General features: G+C 63.9%; 18 protein-coding genes. 8 read left to right on the forward strand and 10 right to left on the reverse strand.

The features are described from left to right. Positions 1 to 650, forward strand: a 650-nt coding sequence (locus V7E26_RS23570) for an ABC transporter ATP-binding protein (protein WP_324420796.1), incomplete at its 5' end; no start/stop codon positions are given. Between the two features lie 35 nt (positions 651 to 685). On the opposite strand, the gene V7E26_RS23575 is transcribed toward V7E26_RS23570, so the two are convergent. Beyond that, positions 686 to 1,822, reverse strand: coding sequence for a cyclopropane-fatty-acyl-phospholipid synthase family protein (locus V7E26_RS23575; RefSeq protein WP_324420798.1), 1,137 nt, complete (start codon positions 1,820 to 1,822; stop codon positions 686 to 688). A gap of 156 nt (positions 1,823 to 1,978) precedes the next feature. Further along, positions 1,979 to 3,001, reverse strand: coding sequence for a UDP-3-O-(3-hydroxymyristoyl)glucosamine N-acyltransferase (gene lpxD / locus V7E26_RS23580; RefSeq protein WP_324420800.1), 1,023 nt, complete (start codon positions 2,999 to 3,001; stop codon positions 1,979 to 1,981). A gap of 308 nt (positions 3,002 to 3,309) precedes the next feature. Between lpxD and V7E26_RS23585 the strand changes: the two genes are divergently transcribed. Continuing rightward, positions 3,310 to 4,050, forward strand: a complete 741-nt coding sequence (locus V7E26_RS23585; protein WP_324420801.1) for an acetoacetate decarboxylase — start codon at positions 3,310 to 3,312, stop codon at positions 4,048 to 4,050. 19 nt (positions 4,051 to 4,069) lie between these two features. On the opposite strand, the gene V7E26_RS23590 is transcribed toward V7E26_RS23585, so the two are convergent. The 7 genes from V7E26_RS23590 to V7E26_RS23620 all read right to left on the reverse strand — a co-directional run bounded on the left by V7E26_RS23590 (position 4,070) and on the right by V7E26_RS23620 (position 9,399). Next, a complete protein-coding gene (locus V7E26_RS23590) occupies positions 4,070 to 4,297 on the reverse strand; it encodes a hypothetical protein (RefSeq protein ID WP_324420803.1) in 228 nt (75 codons plus the stop codon). Positions 4,298 to 4,490: 193 nt separating this feature from the next. Continuing rightward, positions 4,491 to 5,933: a homospermidine synthase gene (locus V7E26_RS23595; protein WP_324420805.1), complete on the reverse strand. Its 1,443-nt coding sequence runs from the start codon at positions 5,931 to 5,933 to the stop codon at positions 4,491 to 4,493. 50 nt (positions 5,934 to 5,983) lie between these two features. Beyond that, the gene (locus V7E26_RS23600; RefSeq protein ID WP_324420807.1) at positions 5,984 to 6,373 is read right to left on the reverse strand and encodes a RidA family protein; all 390 of its coding nucleotides are present in this window, start codon (positions 6,371 to 6,373) and stop codon (positions 5,984 to 5,986) included. Between the two features lie 95 nt (positions 6,374 to 6,468). Beyond that, positions 6,469 to 6,612, reverse strand: a complete 144-nt coding sequence (locus V7E26_RS23605) for a hypothetical protein (RefSeq protein WP_324420809.1) — start codon at positions 6,610 to 6,612, stop codon at positions 6,469 to 6,471. A gap of 3 nt (positions 6,613 to 6,615) precedes the next feature. Further along, the gene (locus V7E26_RS23610) at positions 6,616 to 7,221 is read right to left on the reverse strand and encodes a GNAT family N-acetyltransferase (RefSeq protein ID WP_324420811.1); all 606 of its coding nucleotides are present in this window, start codon (positions 7,219 to 7,221) and stop codon (positions 6,616 to 6,618) included. A 122-nt stretch (positions 7,222 to 7,343) separates the two neighbouring features. Next, positions 7,344 to 8,486, reverse strand: coding sequence for a type III PLP-dependent enzyme (locus V7E26_RS23615; RefSeq protein ID WP_324420813.1), 1,143 nt, complete (start codon positions 8,484 to 8,486; stop codon positions 7,344 to 7,346). Positions 8,487 to 9,138: 652 nt separating this feature from the next. Continuing rightward, positions 9,139 to 9,399 carry a hypothetical protein gene (locus V7E26_RS23620; RefSeq protein WP_324420815.1) on the reverse strand — a complete coding sequence of 87 codons (261 nt, stop codon included), beginning with the start codon at positions 9,397 to 9,399 and terminating at the stop codon, positions 9,139 to 9,141. A 130-nt stretch (positions 9,400 to 9,529) separates the two neighbouring features. Here V7E26_RS23620 and V7E26_RS23625 point away from each other — a divergent pair, with 130 nt between their 5' ends. The 4 genes from V7E26_RS23625 to V7E26_RS23640 all read left to right on the forward strand — a co-directional run bounded on the left by V7E26_RS23625 (position 9,530) and on the right by V7E26_RS23640 (position 13,956). Beyond that, a complete protein-coding gene (locus V7E26_RS23625; RefSeq protein WP_324420817.1) occupies positions 9,530 to 11,620 on the forward strand; it encodes a M3 family metallopeptidase in 2,091 nt (696 codons plus the stop codon). A 200-nt stretch (positions 11,621 to 11,820) separates the two neighbouring features. Beyond that, complete coding sequence (locus V7E26_RS23630; RefSeq protein ID WP_324420819.1) at positions 11,821 to 12,456, forward strand: DUF1007 family protein; 636 nt, start codon at positions 11,821 to 11,823, stop codon at positions 12,454 to 12,456. Beyond that, positions 12,447 to 13,499 (forward strand): nickel/cobalt transporter, encoded by a 1,053-nt coding sequence (locus V7E26_RS23635; protein ID WP_442893465.1) that lies wholly within the window; start codon positions 12,447 to 12,449, stop codon positions 13,497 to 13,499. The genes V7E26_RS23630 and V7E26_RS23635 overlap by 10 nt, the downstream gene beginning before the upstream one ends. 19 nt (positions 13,500 to 13,518) lie before the next feature. After that, the gene (locus V7E26_RS23640) at positions 13,519 to 13,956 is read left to right on the forward strand and encodes an acyl-CoA thioesterase (RefSeq protein WP_324420821.1); all 438 of its coding nucleotides are present in this window, start codon (positions 13,519 to 13,521) and stop codon (positions 13,954 to 13,956) included. 398 nt (positions 13,957 to 14,354) lie between these two features. Here the strand turns inward: V7E26_RS23640 and V7E26_RS23645 are convergent, their stop codons facing one another. Continuing rightward, the gene (locus tag V7E26_RS23645; RefSeq protein WP_324420824.1) at positions 14,355 to 14,753 is read right to left on the reverse strand and encodes an MAPEG family protein; all 399 of its coding nucleotides are present in this window, start codon (positions 14,751 to 14,753) and stop codon (positions 14,355 to 14,357) included. Between the two features lie 91 nt (positions 14,754 to 14,844). Here V7E26_RS23645 and hemH point away from each other — a divergent pair, with 91 nt between their 5' ends. Both hemH and V7E26_RS23655 read left to right on the forward strand, forming a co-directional pair. Continuing rightward, positions 14,845 to 15,882 carry a ferrochelatase gene (hemH, locus tag V7E26_RS23650; protein ID WP_324420826.1) on the forward strand — a complete coding sequence of 346 codons (1,038 nt, stop codon included), beginning with the start codon at positions 14,845 to 14,847 and terminating at the stop codon, positions 15,880 to 15,882. A 183-nt stretch (positions 15,883 to 16,065) separates the two neighbouring features. Continuing rightward, a partial coding sequence (locus V7E26_RS23655) for an SPFH domain-containing protein (protein WP_324420828.1) occupies positions 16,066 to 16,633 on the forward strand: 568 nt, incomplete at its 3' end.

Below are 16,633 nucleotides of genomic sequence, written 5' to 3' on the forward strand. Positions count from 1 at the left end.
GCGAGACCGTGGCGCTGCTCGGCACCAACGGCAACGGCAAGAGCACGCTGATGAAATGCGTCATGGGCCTGGTCCGCCCGGGCCGCGGCCGGCTGTCGCTCTCGATCGACGGCGTGGCGCACGACCTGGCAAGGCTGTCGCCCGAAGCGATCGTCGATCTCGGCGTCGCGCTGGTGCCGGAGGGACGGCGGCTGTTTCCGAAACTGACGGTGACGGAAAACCTGATGCTCGGCGCCTTCCGCAAGGCCGCGCGCGCCGCCATCGACGGCAACCTTGCGCTGGTGTTCGAGACCTTTCCGGTGCTGAAGGAGCGCCGCAGCCAGCTCGCCGGCACCATGTCGGGCGGCCAGCAGCAGATGCTGGCGATTGCCCGCGCGCTGATGTCCTCGCCGCGCCTCTTGCTGATCGACGAGCCCTCGGTCGGCCTCTCGCCGCTGTTGGTGTCGCAGACCATCGCCAAGATCGGCGAACTCAAGCAGCGCGTCGGCCTGACCGTGCTGATGGCGGAGCAGAATTTCAACCAGGCGATCCGCATCGCCGACCGTGGCTACATCATCGTCCACGGCGAGATTGCGGTCGCAGCTCAATCGGTCGACGAACTGAAGGCCAACGACATCGTCAAGCGGCTCTATCTCGGCGGCGTCGTCTGACGGATATGGCGGTACCGTAGTCCTCTGTCTGTCGTTTAGCCGGTCACCTTCGCCCATGCTGCCCGCTCGAAGTCGACCATGAAATCGCGCGTGATCGGTACCGCATCGCGTTTGGTCGACAGCAGCATTTGGAACACCATGTGAGAGCCATGAAGGAATTCGAGTTCGACAGCGGCGAGATAGAACTCCCACATCCGGCAGAACCGTTCATCATAGATCGCAGCCGCCCGGGCCCTGTTTTTGGCGAAGCGCTCGCGCCAGTGCTTCACCGTGTAGCGATAATGTAGTCGCAGCACCTCCATGTCGTCGCACCATAGACCGCAGCGCTCCGTGGCAGCGAAGGTCTCGGATAGCGCCGGCACATAGGCGCCGGGAAAGATGTATTTGCGGATGAACGGACCGGTGGTGCCGGGCTGCGACATCCGGCCGATGCAATGGATGAAGGCATAGCCGTCAGGCGCCAGGAGCTCGCGGATCTTGAGGAAATACTCGTCAAAATGTCCGATACCGACATGCTCCATCATGCCGACCGAAACCACCCGGTCAAACTGGCCAGTCAGTTGGCGATAGTCCAACTCACGAAACGCGACGCGATCGGAAACGCCGGCGGCCTCGGCATGAACGCGCGCGGCCTTGATCTGCTCAGGCGAAACATTGACCGCGGTGACATGGGCGCCGGTTTCGCGCGCCAGATGAATGGCGAAGCCGCCCCAGCCGGAGCCGATCTCGGCGACAGTCATGCCGGGCTTTAATTGTAGCTTGCTGGTGGCGTGGATCAGCTTGTTGCGCTGCGCCTGTTCCAGCGTTTCATGCTCGGGGTCTCGAAAATACGCGCAGGAATATTGCATCTGATCGTCAAGGAACAGGCGGTAAAGTTCGGTCGAGATATCGTAGTGGTGGCGGGCATGAGCGGCGGCAAGCCCGATCGGATTGGCCTGATGCCAGCGGCGCAGACCGCGCCATACCCGCCGCATCAGCTTCTGTGAGCCGTACGAATAAAGCCCGGCGCGGTTGATCGAGAACAGCAGCAGAAAATCATGGATCGCGGCACCGTCCTCCAGCGTCAGCCGGCCATCCATATAGGCTTCGGCGGCATATAGCTCCGGATTGATGAACAGCTTGGTGTAGAGCTTGCGATCGTGGAGGTGGATGGCGATGTCGGGCCCGGGCATGAGCCCACCGAAAACATGGACCGTTCCCTCGGCGTCACGCACTCGCAGCGTGCCCTGACGGATGAAGCGTCGAAGCAGATTGGACAACAAACGCACGTGGGATTCCTCTGTGCTCGCCGCTGGTAGAACCGCTCGTCCAGTACGAGCAGTCCTATCCTATCCTTTCCTTGCCATCCTTTTGAGCGTGGCAACTTGTCGGAAGAAGTCCTTCATCGGCTGAGCAGGGCTTCCAAGCATTTTGGCGCCGGGAGCTATATCCGAAATAACGCCCGCTTGCGCTCCGATCTCCGCACCTTGACCGATCCGAAGATGCCCGGCCATACCCGCCTGCCCGCCGACGCGGACAAAATCTTCAAGCACGGTTGAACCCGAAATGCCGACCTGGGCGACGATCACGCAACAACGGCCGAGGATCACGTTGTGGCCGATCTGCACTAAATTATCAAGACGGGAGCCAGCGCCAATCACCGTGTCTCGCGATGAACCTCGGTCAATTGTCGTGTTGGCGCCAATCTCAACGTCATCTTCCAGAATTGCCCGGCCAAGCTGAGGGACCGATAGAAATCCATCTCGGGTGCAAGCAAATCCAAACCCTTCCTGCCCAATTCGCGCGCCGGGATGGACGTAGACTCGGGCTCCCAATATCGCGTAGCTCAAGCTCGCATGTGCACCAATCCGACAGTCTCGCCCCACGATCACGCCGCTCCCGATGATCGCGCAAGGACCGATCCGACAGCCAGGTCCTATCTCTGCCCCGGCCTCAATGACAGACAGCGGTCCAACCTCCGCCGACGGATCGACGAGAGCCTCCTCCGCAACGATTGCGGACGGGTGGATACCGGGAGAAACCGGTGGCACGGGGTAAAACAGTGCAGCGACACGCGCCCAGGCAGCGTATGGGTCTGCCGTTACGATCGCCACCGTTCTGACAGGCACTCGCGCCGCCATATCAGGATGCACAATCACAGCACCGGCCAATGTCTGATCGAGTGCCGATGCATAACGTCGATTGTCCAGAAAGCTCACTTCGCTGGAGCCTGCTGTTTGCAGGGGGGCCACGCCTTCGAAGAGCAGATCGCGTTCATTGGCAATCCCGCGTGCCACTCCCGCAACAACCGAAAGAGTATACGGCCCGCTTCGGCGAAAGAACCTTGCGTTGCCCGTGGTTGCTTCGACCATATCCCGTTCCTCGTCAGGGCTTTCCTCGCGACATCTTGCTGCTGTTTTCTGGAACAACGAATTTTTCAGACCATTATTGATCTAAATCAAGCATAGGTAACGACCAGTACCTGCGCTGAAGATCCTGTTGGCCGGCGCACGAAATTTCCCAACACCGCTGGCCGCATCCCACGCGCGGCGACGTGGGAGATCACATCGCTTCTTCCCGATGTTTTGACCATCCGCCGATTTTACAGCCTCGCTTGTCGTTGTCTGCTGTCCCATAATCCCCAATCGTGCGAGGCACGAAGGACACATGAGGGCAGGCGATGAAGATCGATGAGGTCAGGCAAACCGCCTATTCGATGCCGCTGACCAACCCGTCGTTCCCGCGCGGTCCGTACCGGTTCTTCAACCGCGAATTTTTCATCATCACCTACCGCACCGATCCCGAGGCGCTTGCCGCCGTGGTGCCCGAGCCGCTCGAAGTCGCTGACAGCGTCGTCAAATACGAATTCATCCGCATGCCCGACTCGACCGGCTTCGGCGATTATACCGAGACCGGGCAGGTCATCCCGGTCCGCTTCAAGGGCGAAGAGGGCACCTACGTTCATTCGATGTATCTGAACGACGAGGGACCGATCGCCGGCGGGCGCGAACTCTGGGGCTTTCCCAAGAAGCTGGCGTCGCCGAAGATCGCCGTCGAGAGCGATGTGCTGGTCGGAACATTGCATTACGGCTCGGTGCTGTGCGCCTCCGCCACCATGGGCTACAAGCACCGCGCGGTCGATCACGACGCGGTGCTGAAAGCGATGAAGGCGCCGAACTTCATGCTCAAGATCATCCCGCATGTCGATGGCAGCCTGCGGATATGCGAGCTGGTGCGCTATTATCTCGAGGACATCACGCTGAAGGAGGCCTGGACCGGCCCCGCGGCGCTCGGCCTGTTCCCGCATGCGCTGTGCGACGTGGCGCGGCTGCCGGTGCGCGAAGTGGTCTCCGCGCTGCATTTCAAGGCTGATCTGACGCTGGGGCTAGGGACGGTGGCGTTCGACTACATGGCGAAGTGAAGCGCGAGCTTGGGCGCGATCACTGCGCGCCGCGGAGCGTGCAGGCGGTCGAGCAGGTCGTCATCACGCCGCGCTCGCAGGTGATGCAGACCGCGACGCACTGCTTCTTGTCCTTGGGGTTGTACTGGCTATAGAGCTTGCGCGCGCAATCGTCGATCGAGCCCGTCACATCGGCTTGGCTGCCGCTTTCGGGCGTGCACGCGGCCAGGACCACGGCTGCCAGCATGATGGCAATGACGACGCGCATATCGGTTGCTCCAACCGGAGCCGTCGCGCGCAAAGCGGCGACAGCCAGGGACCCTCGCAAAAGTTACCCTTCAGGATTGCGCGATCTTCGTTAATCGACGGTTACGCGGAATGCGATTCCCGTGGGAAGTTCGACGCCGGCCGGGGCCGGCGACGTGCGCTGCGGCGGGAACCGCAGCGCGCGTCCTGCGGCCTCAGCGCACCAGCACGTTCCTGAACTGCCAGGGGTCCGACGTGTCGATGTCTTCCGGGAACAGGCCGGGACGGTCGGTCAGCGGCGTCCAGTCGGTGTAGTAGCCCTTCACCGGCCCGAGATACGGCATCTGGATTTCCAGCAGACGATCAAAATCCATTTCGTCGGCTTCGACGATGCCTTGGGTCGGATTTTCCAGCGCCCACACCATGCCGCCGAGCACGGCAGAGGTTACCTGCAGGCCGGTGGCGTTCTGATAGGGCGCGAGTTTGCGGGTCTCCTCGATGGAGAGCTGCGAGCCGAACCAGTAGGCATTGTTGTCATGGCCGAACAGCAGCACGCCGAGTTCGTCGATGCCGTCGACGATTTCGTTCTCATCGAGGATGTGGTGCTTTTCCTGCGCCTTCGCGGCGCGGCCGAACATTTCATGCAGCGACAGCACGGCATCGTCGGCCGGATGATAGGCATAGTGGCAGGTCGGCCGGTAGATCGCCGTGCCCGATGCGTCACGCACCGTGAAGTAGTCGGAGATCGAGATCGACTCGTTGTGGGTGACGAGGAAGCCATATTGCGCGCCGCGGGTCGGGCACCAGGTGCGCACGCGCGTGTCGGCGCCGGGCTGCATCAGATAGATGGCGGCGCCGCAGCCGGCTTCGTGGGTATGCGCATTCTCGGGCATCCATTTTTCATGGGTGCCCCAGCCGAGTTCGGACGGCTGCACGCCTTCCGACAGGAAGCCTTCCACCGACCAGGTGTTGACGAAGACGTCAGGCTCCTTCGGCGACTTCGAGCGCTGGGTGTCGCGCTCGGCGATGTGGATGCCCTTGATGCCGGCCTGCCGCATCAAATCAGCCCATTCGGCCTTGGTCTTCGGCTTGGGGGCATTGAGCTTCAGGTCGGCGGCGACGTTGAGCAGCGCCTGCTTGACGAAGAAGGAGACCATGCCGGGATTGGCGCCACAGCAGGAAACGGCCGTCGTCGAGCCCTTAGGCCGCGCCTTCTTGGCGGCCAGCGTCACTTCGCGAAGCGCGTAGTTGGAGCGCGCTTCCGGGCCCTTCGACGAATCGAAGTAGAAGCCAAGCCAGGGCTCGTTGACGGTGTCGATATAGAGCGCGCCCAGTTCGTTGCACAGCTCCATGATGTCGGTGGAGCCGGTATCGACCGAGAGATTGACGCAAAAGCCCTGGCCGCCGCCTTCGGTGAGCAGCGGGGTCAGCAAGTCCCGATAATTGTCCCTGGTCACGCCCTTCTGGATGAACCTGACATTGTGCTTTTCGCAATGCGCCTTGCGGCCCTCGTCCTTGGGATCGATCACGGTGATGCGCGACTTGTCGTAATCGAGATGCCGTTCGATCATCGGCAGCGTGCCCTTGCCGATCGAGCCGAAGCCGATCATGACGATGGGGCCGGAAATTTTGGCGTGGATCTGCGAGGGCTGGCTCATTCGGATCTCCAGAACAACAGGGGTAAGGGATGGGCGGCGTTCGCGAGCGATCAGTCGGTACGCTGGCGGGCGGTGACTTCGATCTCGACCTTCATCTCAGGTCTGTAGAGCCCGGCGACGACGAGCAGCGTGGCGGCCGGCCTGATCTGGCCGAGCACCTCGCCGCAGACCGCGAACAGGGCGTCGGCGTCCTTGTCGTCGGTGATGTAATAGGTCGCGCGGACGATGTCGTGCATGGTGAAGCCGCCTTCCCTCAGCGCGGCCTCGATCGTCTTAAAGCAGTTGCGTGCCTGGCTCGTGACGTCGTCAGGCATCGTCATGGTCTTGTAGTCGTAGCCGGTGGTGCCGGACACGAAAGCCATGTTGCCGTCGATTACGGCGCGGCTGTAGCCCGCGGCCTTTTCAAAGGGTGAGCCGGTGGAGACGAGTTGACGGGGCATCGGGACCTCGGGTTCAGGGGTGGGCCGATTTCGGCGCGGTTTAAGGAGTTTTTCGCGGCGCGCGCAACCCCTCGCGGGCACCGGCGAAACGGACTTCAGGCCACGTCAGCGGGCGGCACGGCTCCGCTCCGGCGGCGCGCCAGAATATCCTTGACGATCATGACCGAGATCATGAACAGCAGGGCCATGGTGATGGCGCCGCGCCAGCGCGGGCGCGCGTCGTGGGCAAGGTTCGCCATGGCTCAGGCCGCGCTCGGCACGAGCAGGACTTTTGCCTTCCGGGTCCGGACTGCCGGCATTTTCGGCAGCTTCTTTCCGGTCGCGACGATCATGCCCCAGGCGCCGTCGAGCGCGCCCTCGGCGAGTTCGAGGCCGAGCAGCCGCTCGCGCTCGAACGTACCAGGCAGCGACAACTGGCCGGTCCTGGCGGCCGAGAAGCCGAAGCGGGCGTAGTAGGGCGCGTCGCCGAGCAGGATGACCGCGCGATGGCCGCGCGCCTTCGCCGTAGCGAGCGCGCGGGCCATCAGCGCGGCCCCGACCCCGAACTGGCGGGAGGGAGCCTCAACCGCCAGCGGGCCGAGCATGAGCGCCGGCTGGCCGCCGGCGCTGACGTGCCACAACCGCAGCGTACCGACCAGGCGGCCCTCCGCCACGGCCGACAGGCTGAGGCCGTCGGCGGGGGCGCGTCCGTCGCGCAGGCGCTGGCAGGTGCGCATATGGCGGTTGTCGCCAAAGCAGGCATCCAGCAGCGCTTCGCGCGCAGTGACGTCCGAAGCCCGCTCGGCACGGATCGCGAACCGGGCGGCATCGGAGACGAGGGTCTTGGTGGTCGTCCGCAAAGCAGTCATGGCACGTCAGTCCCCGCTCGCAACGGCAGGCATGCCGCGCAAAGCGTTGTCTTCAGATCGGAGATGACAGGGAGGGAGCCGGCGCACCGGCTCCCGTTATTCGGACCTCGAAAGAGGCCGTTTCAGATGTGGTAGGTCTTCAGCGGCGGGATGCCGTTGAACGCCACCGACGAGTAGGTCGACGTATAGGCCCCGGTGCCTTCGATCAGCAGCTTGTCGCCGATCTCGAGCGTCACCGGAAGCGGATACGGCATCTTCTCGTACAGCACGTCGGCGCTGTCGCAGGTCGGGCCTGCGAGCACGCACGGCGTCATGTCCGCGCCGTCATGCGGCGTGCGGATGGCGTAACGGATCGACTCGTCCATCGTCTCGGCGAGACCGCCGAACTTGCCGATGTCGAGATACACCCAGCGCACCTCGTCCTCGTCGCTCTTCTTGGAGATCAGAACGACTTCGGTCTCGATGATGCCGGCGTTTCCGACCATGCCGCGCCCGGGTTCGATGATCGTCTCCGGGATCTGGTTGCCGAAATGCTTGCGCAGCGCACGGAAGATCGACCGGCCGTACTGCACGACCGGAGGAACGTCCTTGAGGTACTTGGTCGGGAAGCCGCCGCCCATGTTGACCATGGACAGGTTGATCCCGCGCTCCGCGCAGTCGCGGAACACCGTCGAGGCCATCGCCAGCGCGCGGTCCCACGCCTTCACCTTGCGCTGCTGCGAGCCGACATGGAACGAGATGCCGCACGGCTCCAGCCTCAGGCGCTTGGCGAGGTCGAGCACCTCGACCGCCATCTCCGGGTCGCAGCCGAACTTCCGCGACAGCGGCCACTCGGCGCCGGCGCAGTCATAGAGGATGCGGCAGAACACCTTGGCGCCGGGGGCGGCGCGGGCGATCTTCTCGACCTCGGCGGCGCAGTCGACCGCGAACAGGCGAATGCCGAGCGCGAAGGCGCGCGCGATGTCGCGCTCCTTCTTGATCGTGTTGCCATAGGAGATGCGGTCCGCCGTCGCACCGGCAGCCAGCGCCATTTCGATCTCGGCAACCGTCGCGGTGTCGAAGCAGGAGCCCATCGACGCCAGCAGCGACAGCACCTCGGGCGACGGGTTCGCCTTCACCGCGTAGAACACGCGGCTGTCCGGCAGCGCCTTGGCAAAGGTCTGATAGTTGTCGCGCACGACTTCGAGGTCGACGACGAGACACGGCTCGGTGTCGAGGCCCTCGCTGCGGCGGTTGCGCAGGAATTCCTGAATACGTTCGGTCATGGCACTCTCCCAAACGGCCCAGCGACGGGCGCGTTCAAACAGTTCTCGGACCTGAGCGCTTCGGCCTTGCCGCACGATGGAGACGCGACAAAGCCTCGAACTCGAGGACCGAATTGTGCTGCCGTGGATTGGTTGGGAGATTTCCCGCCCGCACACCTGGCAATGAAGGACAAGCCTTTTCAGTAGCCCGCGCCGGCGTTGGACTGCCGGTAGAGACCAAAAAAGCCCGCTCCGTCGTTGCTTTAAGTCGCGTCCCCCGTTGAGAGCGGGGTGCGCCGGTTCGCCTCCGGCTGCCAGTCACGGTTGCAAGGGGTGGAGAGACCTTCAACGGCATCCCTGGAGAGAGATGCTGGCCGCTCGAACTTGAGACGACCCTCGGTTCTTCATCCCTTGGCGGCTGTCCGGCCTCTTGTCCGGATACCTACCGACTGACACACGACCACAGGCACGTGCGAAATTGGGCAAGCTGGGAAATAAGTCTTTTGACTCGGCTTCGCAAGATTTTTTTTAGGCTGGGGACAAATTTCCGGCGCGCGTGCTTACGAAAGCGTTCGCTGCGCGCGTCGCGGCTGACAAACATGAACGGCTGTTAAGATTCTCGAGGCGGCGCGACGTGCTGCGGAGCCTATGCCACAAGCGGTTTTCGCGCGTGTCAGCCGCGCCGGAAGAACGGCTCGATGCGCTGCGCGTTGCGGATGAACGCCACCATGATCAGCACGCCGATGCCGAACAGCACCGCCTGCAGGATGTGCGCCGAGGTGTCGTTGAGGCCGAACAGGATCGCGAGCGCCCAACCGCCGGCGAACGCCGCGCCGAACACTTCGGCGCCGATCAGGATCGCCGCCGAGATGACGGTAATGACGCTCGGCCAGGCGATCTCGCGGGAGGATGTCGAAGCGGGCTGTGGGCTCATGAAAAGGGGTCCTGTTTTCGGGGCGCAATCTCTCCGAAATGGCCCCTTCGATCAAGCGCAAAAGGCTCAAAAATGCCGCATCGCGTGCTATAGATTGCCACAGGAATTTAGGGCGAAAACGGGATTTGAGATGTCGGAATTAGTACAGACGGCGGATCTGTCGGAAGGCAGGGCGAACCCCCTTCTCAAGCCGTGGGAGACCCCGTTCGAGACCCCGCCTTTCGCCGAGATCGAGCCGGAGCACTTCCTGCCGGCCTTCGAGCAGGCCTTTGCCGACCATGCCGCCGAGATCGGGGCGATCACCCATGATCCCTCGGCGCCTGACTTCGCCAACACCGTCACGGCGCTGGAGCGCTCGGGCAAGCTGCTGTCGAAGGTCTCGGCGGTGTTCTACGACCTGGTCTCGGCCCACTCCAATCCGGCGATCCTGGAGATCGACAAGGAGGTCTCGCTGCGGATGGCGCGGCACTGGAACCCGATCATGATGAACGCTGTGCTGTTTGGCCGCATCGCCATGCTGCACGAGAACCGCGCCGCGCTGGGCCTCACCGGCGAGCAGATGCGCCTGCTGGAGCGCAGCTACACCAACTTCCACCGCGCCGGCGCCGGCCTCGACGAGGCCGCCAAGAAGCGCCGCGCCGAGATCAACGAGCGGCTGGCCCAGCTCGGCACCTCGTTCAGCCACCATCTGCTCGGCGACGAGCAGGAGTGGTTCATGGAGCTCGGCGAGGACGACCGCACGGGCCTGCCCGACGCCTTCGTCGCCGCGGCCAGGGCTGCGGCGGAAGAGCGCGGCATGGCCGGCAAGGCGATCGTGACGCTGTCGCGCTCCTCGGTCGAGCCGTTCCTGAAGAGCTCGTCCCGCCGCGACCTGCGCGAGAAGGTCTACAAGGCCTTCACCGCCCGCGGCGACAACGGCAATGCCAACGACAACAACGCTACCATCGTGGAGATCCTGGCGCTGCGCGAGGAGGCCGCGAAGATCATGGGCTTCCCGACCTACGCCGCCTACCGGCTGGAGGATTCCATGGCCAAGACGCCGGAGGCCGTGCGCGGCCTGCTGGAGCGGGTCTGGAAGCCGGCCCGGGCGCGGGCGATGGCCGACCGCGACGCGCTGCAGGAGCTGATCGCGGAGGAGGGCGGCAATTTCGCGCTCGCGCCATGGGACTGGCGCTACTACGCCGAAAAGCTGCGCCAGCGCCGCGCCGATTTCGACGACGCCGCCATCAAGCCCTATCTGGTGCTCGATCACATGATCGAGGCCGCCTTCGACTGCGCCACCCGCCTGTTCGGGGTCACCTTCTCGGAGCGCAAGGACGTCCCGGTCTGGCATCCGGATGTCCGGGTCTGGGAGGTCAGGGGGGCCGACGGCCGGCACAAGGCGCTGTTCTACGGCGACTACTTTGCCAGGCCCTCGAAGCGCTCCGGCGCCTGGATGACCTCGCTGCGCGACCAGCAGAAGCTCGACGGCGAGATCGCTCCGCTGGTCATCAATGTCTGCAACTTCTCCAGGGGCGCCGACGGCCAGCCGGCCCTGCTGTCGCCCGACGACGCCCGCACCCTGTTCCACGAATTCGGCCACGGCCTGCACGGCATGCTGTCCGATGTCACCTACCCCTCGCTGTCAGGCACATCGGTGTTCACCGATTTCGTCGAGCTGCCCTCGCAACTCTACGAGCACTGGCAGGAGCAGCCGCAGGTGCTGCGGCAGTTCGCAAAACACTACCAGACCGGCGAGCCGCTGCCGGACGACCTGCTGCAGCGCTTCCTTGCCGCACGCAAGTTCAACCAGGGCTTTGCCACCGTGGAGTTCGTCTCCTCGGCGCTGATCGATCTCGAATTCCACACCCAGCCGGCCGAGGCCAGCCGCGACGTCGCGGCGTTCGAGAAGGCGGAGCTGGAGAAGATCGGCATGCCCGCGGAAATCGCGCTGCGGCACCGGCCCACCCAGTTCGGCCACATCTTCTCCGGCTCCCACTACGCCGCCGGCTATTACAGCTACATGTGGTCGGAGGTGATGGACGCCGACGCGTTCGGCGCCTTCGAGGAGGCTGGCAACATCTTCGATCCCGCGGTGGCCAAGCGCCTGCACGACGACATCTACGCGTCCGGCGGCTCGCGCGAGCCGGAGGAGGCCTATATCGCCTTCCGCGGCCGCGAGCCGGAGGCGGACGCGCTGCTGCGCCGGCGCGGCCTGCTGGAAACGCCGGAGGCCGCTTGATCGGCCTCCGCGAGTCCGCTTTACCTCTCCCGCTTGCGGGGGAGGTCGGCGCGAAGCGCCGGGTGGGGGCTCTCTCCACTCGGGCAGTGTCGTCCGCGGCGAAACCCCCACCCCAGCCCTCCCCCGCAAGCGGGAGAGGGAGCGCACCGTCCTCGTGGTCGCAATCAAAATTTCATCATGCTTTAGGCAGGGACGACGTGGTGCGTGTGTTGTTCGGATTGTTGGGCTTGATCGTCGCGTGGTCGGCCGGCGTAACGTCCGCCGAGGCGCATCCGCATGTCTGGATCACCGCGCGGAGCGAGGTGGTGTACGGCACCGATGGCGCGATGACGGGCGTGCGCCACGCCTGGACCTTCGACGACATGTTCTCGACCTATGCGCTGCAGGGCATCGCCGCCAAGACCAAGGGCGTCTACACCCGCGAGGAGCTGGCCCCGCTGGCGCAGACCAACGTCGAGTCGCTCAAGGAGTTCGGCTTCTTCACCTTCGCCAGGGCCGACGGCAAGAAGACGAAGTTCAACGAGCCTGTCGACTACTATCTCGAATACAAGGAGGGCGCGCTGACCCTGCATTTCGTGCTGCCGCTGAAGGCGCCGGTGGCGTCGAAGCAGCTCGCGCTTGAGGTGTTCGACCCGTCCTACTTCATCGATTTCAAGTTCGAGGACAAGGACCCGATCAAGCTGGTCGGCGCGCCCGCCGCCTGCCAGATGCAGTTTCAGCGGCCGAATGACGAGACCGCCAACGCCCAGCGGCTCAACGAACAGAATTTCATGAGCGGCGACAATTCCAACTATGGCGCGATGTTCGCCAACAAGATCACGGTGAACTGCCCGTGAGGCCGCTGCCTCAGGGCCTCGCACGGGGCATCGCGATCACGGCCGCGGCGTTCGCGACCGTCATCGTCTTCGACGCCGCCTGGCACGCGGTGCTGGCGCAGAATCCGTTCGGCGGTCCGCGTCCCCCGGCCGAGCCGCAGGTCGGCGGCATCGTCGGCTGGATCCTCGCCAGGAAGTCCGAATTCTACCGCGGGATGTCGACGACCATCCGCGCCGCCAAGTCGGACGGCAGCGCGATCTGGACGCTGCTCGGGATTTCATTTGCGTATGGAATCTTCCACGCCGCCGGCCCGGGCCACGGCAAGGCGGTGATCTCGTCCTATCTCGTCGCCAACGAGGAGACCGCGCGGCGCGGCATCGTGCTGTCGTTCGCCTCGGCGTTCCTGCAGGCGCTGGTCGCGGTCGCGATCGTCGCTGTCTTCGCCTGGCTGCTTTCCTCGACGGCGAAGACGATGTGCTCGGCGGAAAAGGCGATCGAGATCGTCAGCTACGCCCTGATCGCGGCCTTCGGCGCCCGGCTGGTCTGGACCAAGGGCGGTGGTTTCATGCGCGCGCTGCAGGCGAAGCCGGAGATGGCGCCGGCTCACCGGCATCATGATCACGGCCATGGCCATCATCACCACCATCATCACGATCATGGCCATGATCACGACGAGCACTGCGGCCACTCGCACGGCCCGACACCGGATCAGCTTGCCGGCCCCGGCGGCTGGCGGCGCGGCCTGGGCACGATCTTCGCCGTCGGCCTGCGCCCGTGCTCGGGCGCCATCCTGGTGCTGGTGTTCTCGCTGGCGCAGGGCCTGTTCTGGGCCGGCATCGCCGCGACCTTCCTGATGGGCCTCGGCACCGCCATCACGGTCGCGACCATCGCCGTCGTCGCCGTATCGGCAAAGGGGCTCGCGAAACGCCTGAGCGCCGGGCGCGAGGGGAGCGGCACGCTGATCATGCGCGGCATCGAATTCGGCGCCGCCGGCCTCGTGCTCTTGTTCGGTCTCGGCCTGCTGTTCGGCTACCTCGCTGCCGAACGTGCGACGTGCTTGTAGACCGTAGGGCGGAGATCCCATGTCACGCGAGCAATTCTGGTTCTTTCACCCGTTCCGGGTGCGCTACTCCGAGATCGACGGCCAGGGCGTCGTCTTCAACGCGCATTATCTGACCTATTTCGACACCACCATCACCGAATATTTTCGCGCGCTCGGCTACGATCAATACGCCGATGCCAGGCAAACCGGCGTTGATTTCCACGTCGTCAAATCCGTCATCGAATACAAGGCGCCGGTGCGCTTCGACTGGGAGCTCGAGGTCGGCGCGCGCGCGGCGCGGATCGGCAATTCGAGCATGACCTTCGAGCTCGCGATCTTCCTGAAGGGTGAGGGCGAAGCGCTGGTGACCGGCGAGATCGTCTGGGTCAACACCGACCAGAAGACGCACCGCCCGGTTCCGATACCGAAAGCGACCCGCGACCTGATCGCGGCACGGGAGCAGCGTCTGGCGGTGTGAGACACGCGCGGCGCAGTCGTGGGTAAGTCCGCGAGAAGCGAAAGCGTCCTGCGGGCGACGGAGGCAAAAGAGCCGTTCTTCGGGAAGAGCGCGAAGTAAGCCGTAAAGCCATTGCGCAGGGAAGGCCGGGTGCGGCGCGCACCCGGTCTTCCCTGCGCCCTCAGATTGGAGAGGGCGGGAAAACGAGATGCAAACCTCGGGCAGTTCATGTCGCGAGAATGCTTCCTCATATTTTGCTGTTATCGTCCGCGAAAGCGGACGATCCAGTTTTCCAGAGACGCCAATGATTGAACCGAGAGGCCGCGGCGTACTGGATCCTCCGCCTGCGCGGAGGATGACAGCGGTGTGTGGCGCTACCTCTTGTAACGGGGCGAGAGTACAGCACGCCCAACCTCGCCCTACGCCGGCAAATACATCTTGAGCGCCGGTAGGAAGAAGATCGCGATGTTGATCGCAAACCCCAGGCTCCAGAGGATCGAACGCAGGGTCGGGCGGTCGCCGAGATAGGTGAAGACGTAGGCGATTCGCACGATCACGAAGAGGATGGCGAGTTCGTCGATCAGGTGCTGCGGCGCCTGCCGAAACTCAGCCAACAGCACGGCGACCGCGAAGAACGGAAAGGCCTCGATGCCGTTCTGGTGCGCGCCGAGCGCGCGGGCGCGGATCGGGTCGGCGTAGAAGGCGTCATCGCGCGGCTTCGAATTGTCGAAGCGGCCGCCGGCCGTCCATTTGACTGATACGATCGTCAGGAGATACAGCAGCAGCGTCCCGAAAACGCACCATTCGGCGATCGTCATGGTTCCTCCCCGGGCGCGCGGCAATTTTGCGAAAATAGCGAACCGGCGGTTATCTTGACAAGGATGGTGCAACGCGCGAAGCCATCGAAACATGACCGTGGTCGTTCCCTTTGGAAATGCGAAGCCGGCGCTAGCCGCCCAGCCGCAACGCATCGGCGTGCTGCTGGTCAATCTCGGCACGCCCGATACCGCCGACGCCCAGGGCGTGCGGGTCTACCTGAAGGAATTCCTCTCCGATTCCCGCGTGATCGAGGACCAGGGTCTGGTCTGGAAGCTGATCCTCAACGGCATCATCCTGCGCGTGCGGCCCGGCCGCAAGGCGCTCGACTACCGGAAGATCTGGAATGCAGAGAGGAACGAATCCCCGCTCAAGACCATCACCCGCTCGCAGGCCGAGAAGCTCGCCGATGCGATCGCCGATCACGACCATGTCGTGGTCGATTGGGCGATGCGCTACGGCAACCCGTCGATCCGCTCGCGCATCGACGCGCTCGTTGCAGAGGGGTGCGACCGCCTGCTGGTGGTGCCGCTCTATCCGCAATATTCGGCGGCGACTTCGGCGACCGTCTGCGACGAGGTGTTTCGGGTGCTGGCCGACATGCGCGCGCAGCCGACGCTGCGGGTGACGCCGCCCTATTACGACGATCCCGATTACATCGAGGCGCTCGCGGTCTCGATCGAGGGGCACCTGGCATCGCTGCCGTTCGAGCCCGAACTGGTCGTGGCGTCGTTTCACGGCATGCCGCAGAAATATGTCGACCAGGGCGACCCCTACCAGGCGCAGTGCGTTGCAACGACGGAAAGCCTGCGCAAGCGGCTCGGGCTTGATGCCGCAAGACTGCTGCTTACATTTCAGTCACGCTTCGGCAACGACGAGTGGCTGCAGCCCTATACGGACAAGACCATCGAAAAACTCGCGAAAGATGGTGTGAAGCGCATTGCCGTCGTTACCCCCGGCTTCACCGCCGATTGCCTGGAGACGCTGGAAGAGATCGCGCAGGAGAATGCCGAGATCTTCAGGCACAACGGCGGCGAGCAATTTTCCGCCATTCCCTGCCTCAATGACAGTGAGCCCGGCATGGACGTCATCCGCCAGCTCGTGCTGCGCGAGTTGCAGGGTTGGATATAGCGTTAAGAAAATGCCCGCAGATTGCCGCCGCCCGGACGGAAGAACATCTGGTGGCCGCCCATCCGTTCCCTAACTATATAACATATGGAGAACAGCCGGACTGAACCGGCGCCGCGGTGACGCTGACTCATGGTGAGAGACGGTGTCCGGCAACGCATCACCTTGCCGTATCTGGAGGACCTTATGACTGGTTTCGATATTTTCGCGATCGCGTTCGTGCTGCTCGTCGTCGTCACGCTGTTCGCCGGGGTCAAGACCGTCCCGCAGGGCTATGACTGGACCATCGAGCGGTTCGGCAAATATACGCGAACGCTGTCGCCGGGGTTGAACCTGATCGTGCCCTATTTCGATCGCGTCGGCCGCAAGATGAACGTGATGGAGCAGGTGATCAACATCCCCGAGCAGGAGGTGATCACCAAGGACAACGCTACCGTGACGGTGGACGGCGTCGCCTTTTTCCAGGTGTTCGACGCGGCCAAGGCCAGCTACGAGGTCGCCAATCTCGAACAGGCGATCATCGTCCTGACCATGACCAACATCCGTTCGGTGATGGGCTCGATGGACCTCGACCAGGTGCTGTCGCATCGTGACGAGATCAACGAGCGGCTGTTGCGCGTGGTCGATGCCGCCGTGTCGCCATGGGGGCTGAAGGTCAACCGCATCGAGATCAAGGACATCGTGCCGCCGGCCGATCTGGTCGAGGCGATGGGCCGGCAGATGAAGGCCGAGCGCGTCAAGCGCGCCGACATCC

Source organism: Bradyrhizobium sp., assembly GCF_036735945.1.
In the GTDB taxonomy this organism is placed as follows: domain Bacteria; phylum Pseudomonadota; class Alphaproteobacteria; order Rhizobiales; family Xanthobacteraceae; genus Bradyrhizobium.

Excerpts from the sequence above, each read along its gene's own strand:
- V7E26_RS23575 (WP_324420798.1), bottom strand. The coding sequence starts at position 1,822 with ATGCCCGGGCCCGACATCGCCATCCACCTCCACGATCGCAAGCTCTAC.
- lpxD (WP_324420800.1), bottom strand. The coding sequence starts at position 3,001 with ATGGTCGAAGCAACCACGGGCAACGCAAGGTTCTTTCGCCGAAGCGGG.
- V7E26_RS23585 (WP_324420801.1), top strand. The coding sequence starts at position 3,310 with ATGAAGATCGATGAGGTCAGGCAAACCGCCTATTCGATGCCGCTGACC.
- V7E26_RS23590 (WP_324420803.1), bottom strand. The coding sequence starts at position 4,297 with ATGCGCGTCGTCATTGCCATCATGCTGGCAGCCGTGGTCCTGGCCGCG.
- V7E26_RS23595 (WP_324420805.1), bottom strand. The coding sequence starts at position 5,933 with ATGAGCCAGCCCTCGCAGATCCACGCCAAAATTTCCGGCCCCATCGTC.
- V7E26_RS23600 (WP_324420807.1), bottom strand. The coding sequence starts at position 6,373 with ATGCCCCGTCAACTCGTCTCCACCGGCTCACCCTTTGAAAAGGCCGCG.
- V7E26_RS23605 (WP_324420809.1), bottom strand. The coding sequence starts at position 6,612 with ATGGCGAACCTTGCCCACGACGCGCGCCCGCGCTGGCGCGGCGCCATC.
- V7E26_RS23610 (WP_324420811.1), bottom strand. The coding sequence starts at position 7,221 with ATGACTGCTTTGCGGACGACCACCAAGACCCTCGTCTCCGATGCCGCC.
- V7E26_RS23615 (WP_324420813.1), bottom strand. The coding sequence starts at position 8,486 with ATGACCGAACGTATTCAGGAATTCCTGCGCAACCGCCGCAGCGAGGGC.
- V7E26_RS23620 (WP_324420815.1), bottom strand. The coding sequence starts at position 9,399 with ATGAGCCCACAGCCCGCTTCGACATCCTCCCGCGAGATCGCCTGGCCG.
- V7E26_RS23625 (WP_324420817.1), top strand. The coding sequence starts at position 9,530 with ATGTCGGAATTAGTACAGACGGCGGATCTGTCGGAAGGCAGGGCGAAC.
- V7E26_RS23640 (WP_324420821.1), top strand. The coding sequence starts at position 13,519 with ATGTCACGCGAGCAATTCTGGTTCTTTCACCCGTTCCGGGTGCGCTAC.
- V7E26_RS23645 (WP_324420824.1), bottom strand. The coding sequence starts at position 14,753 with ATGACGATCGCCGAATGGTGCGTTTTCGGGACGCTGCTGCTGTATCTC.
- hemH (WP_324420826.1), top strand. The coding sequence starts at position 14,845 with ATGACCGTGGTCGTTCCCTTTGGAAATGCGAAGCCGGCGCTAGCCGCC.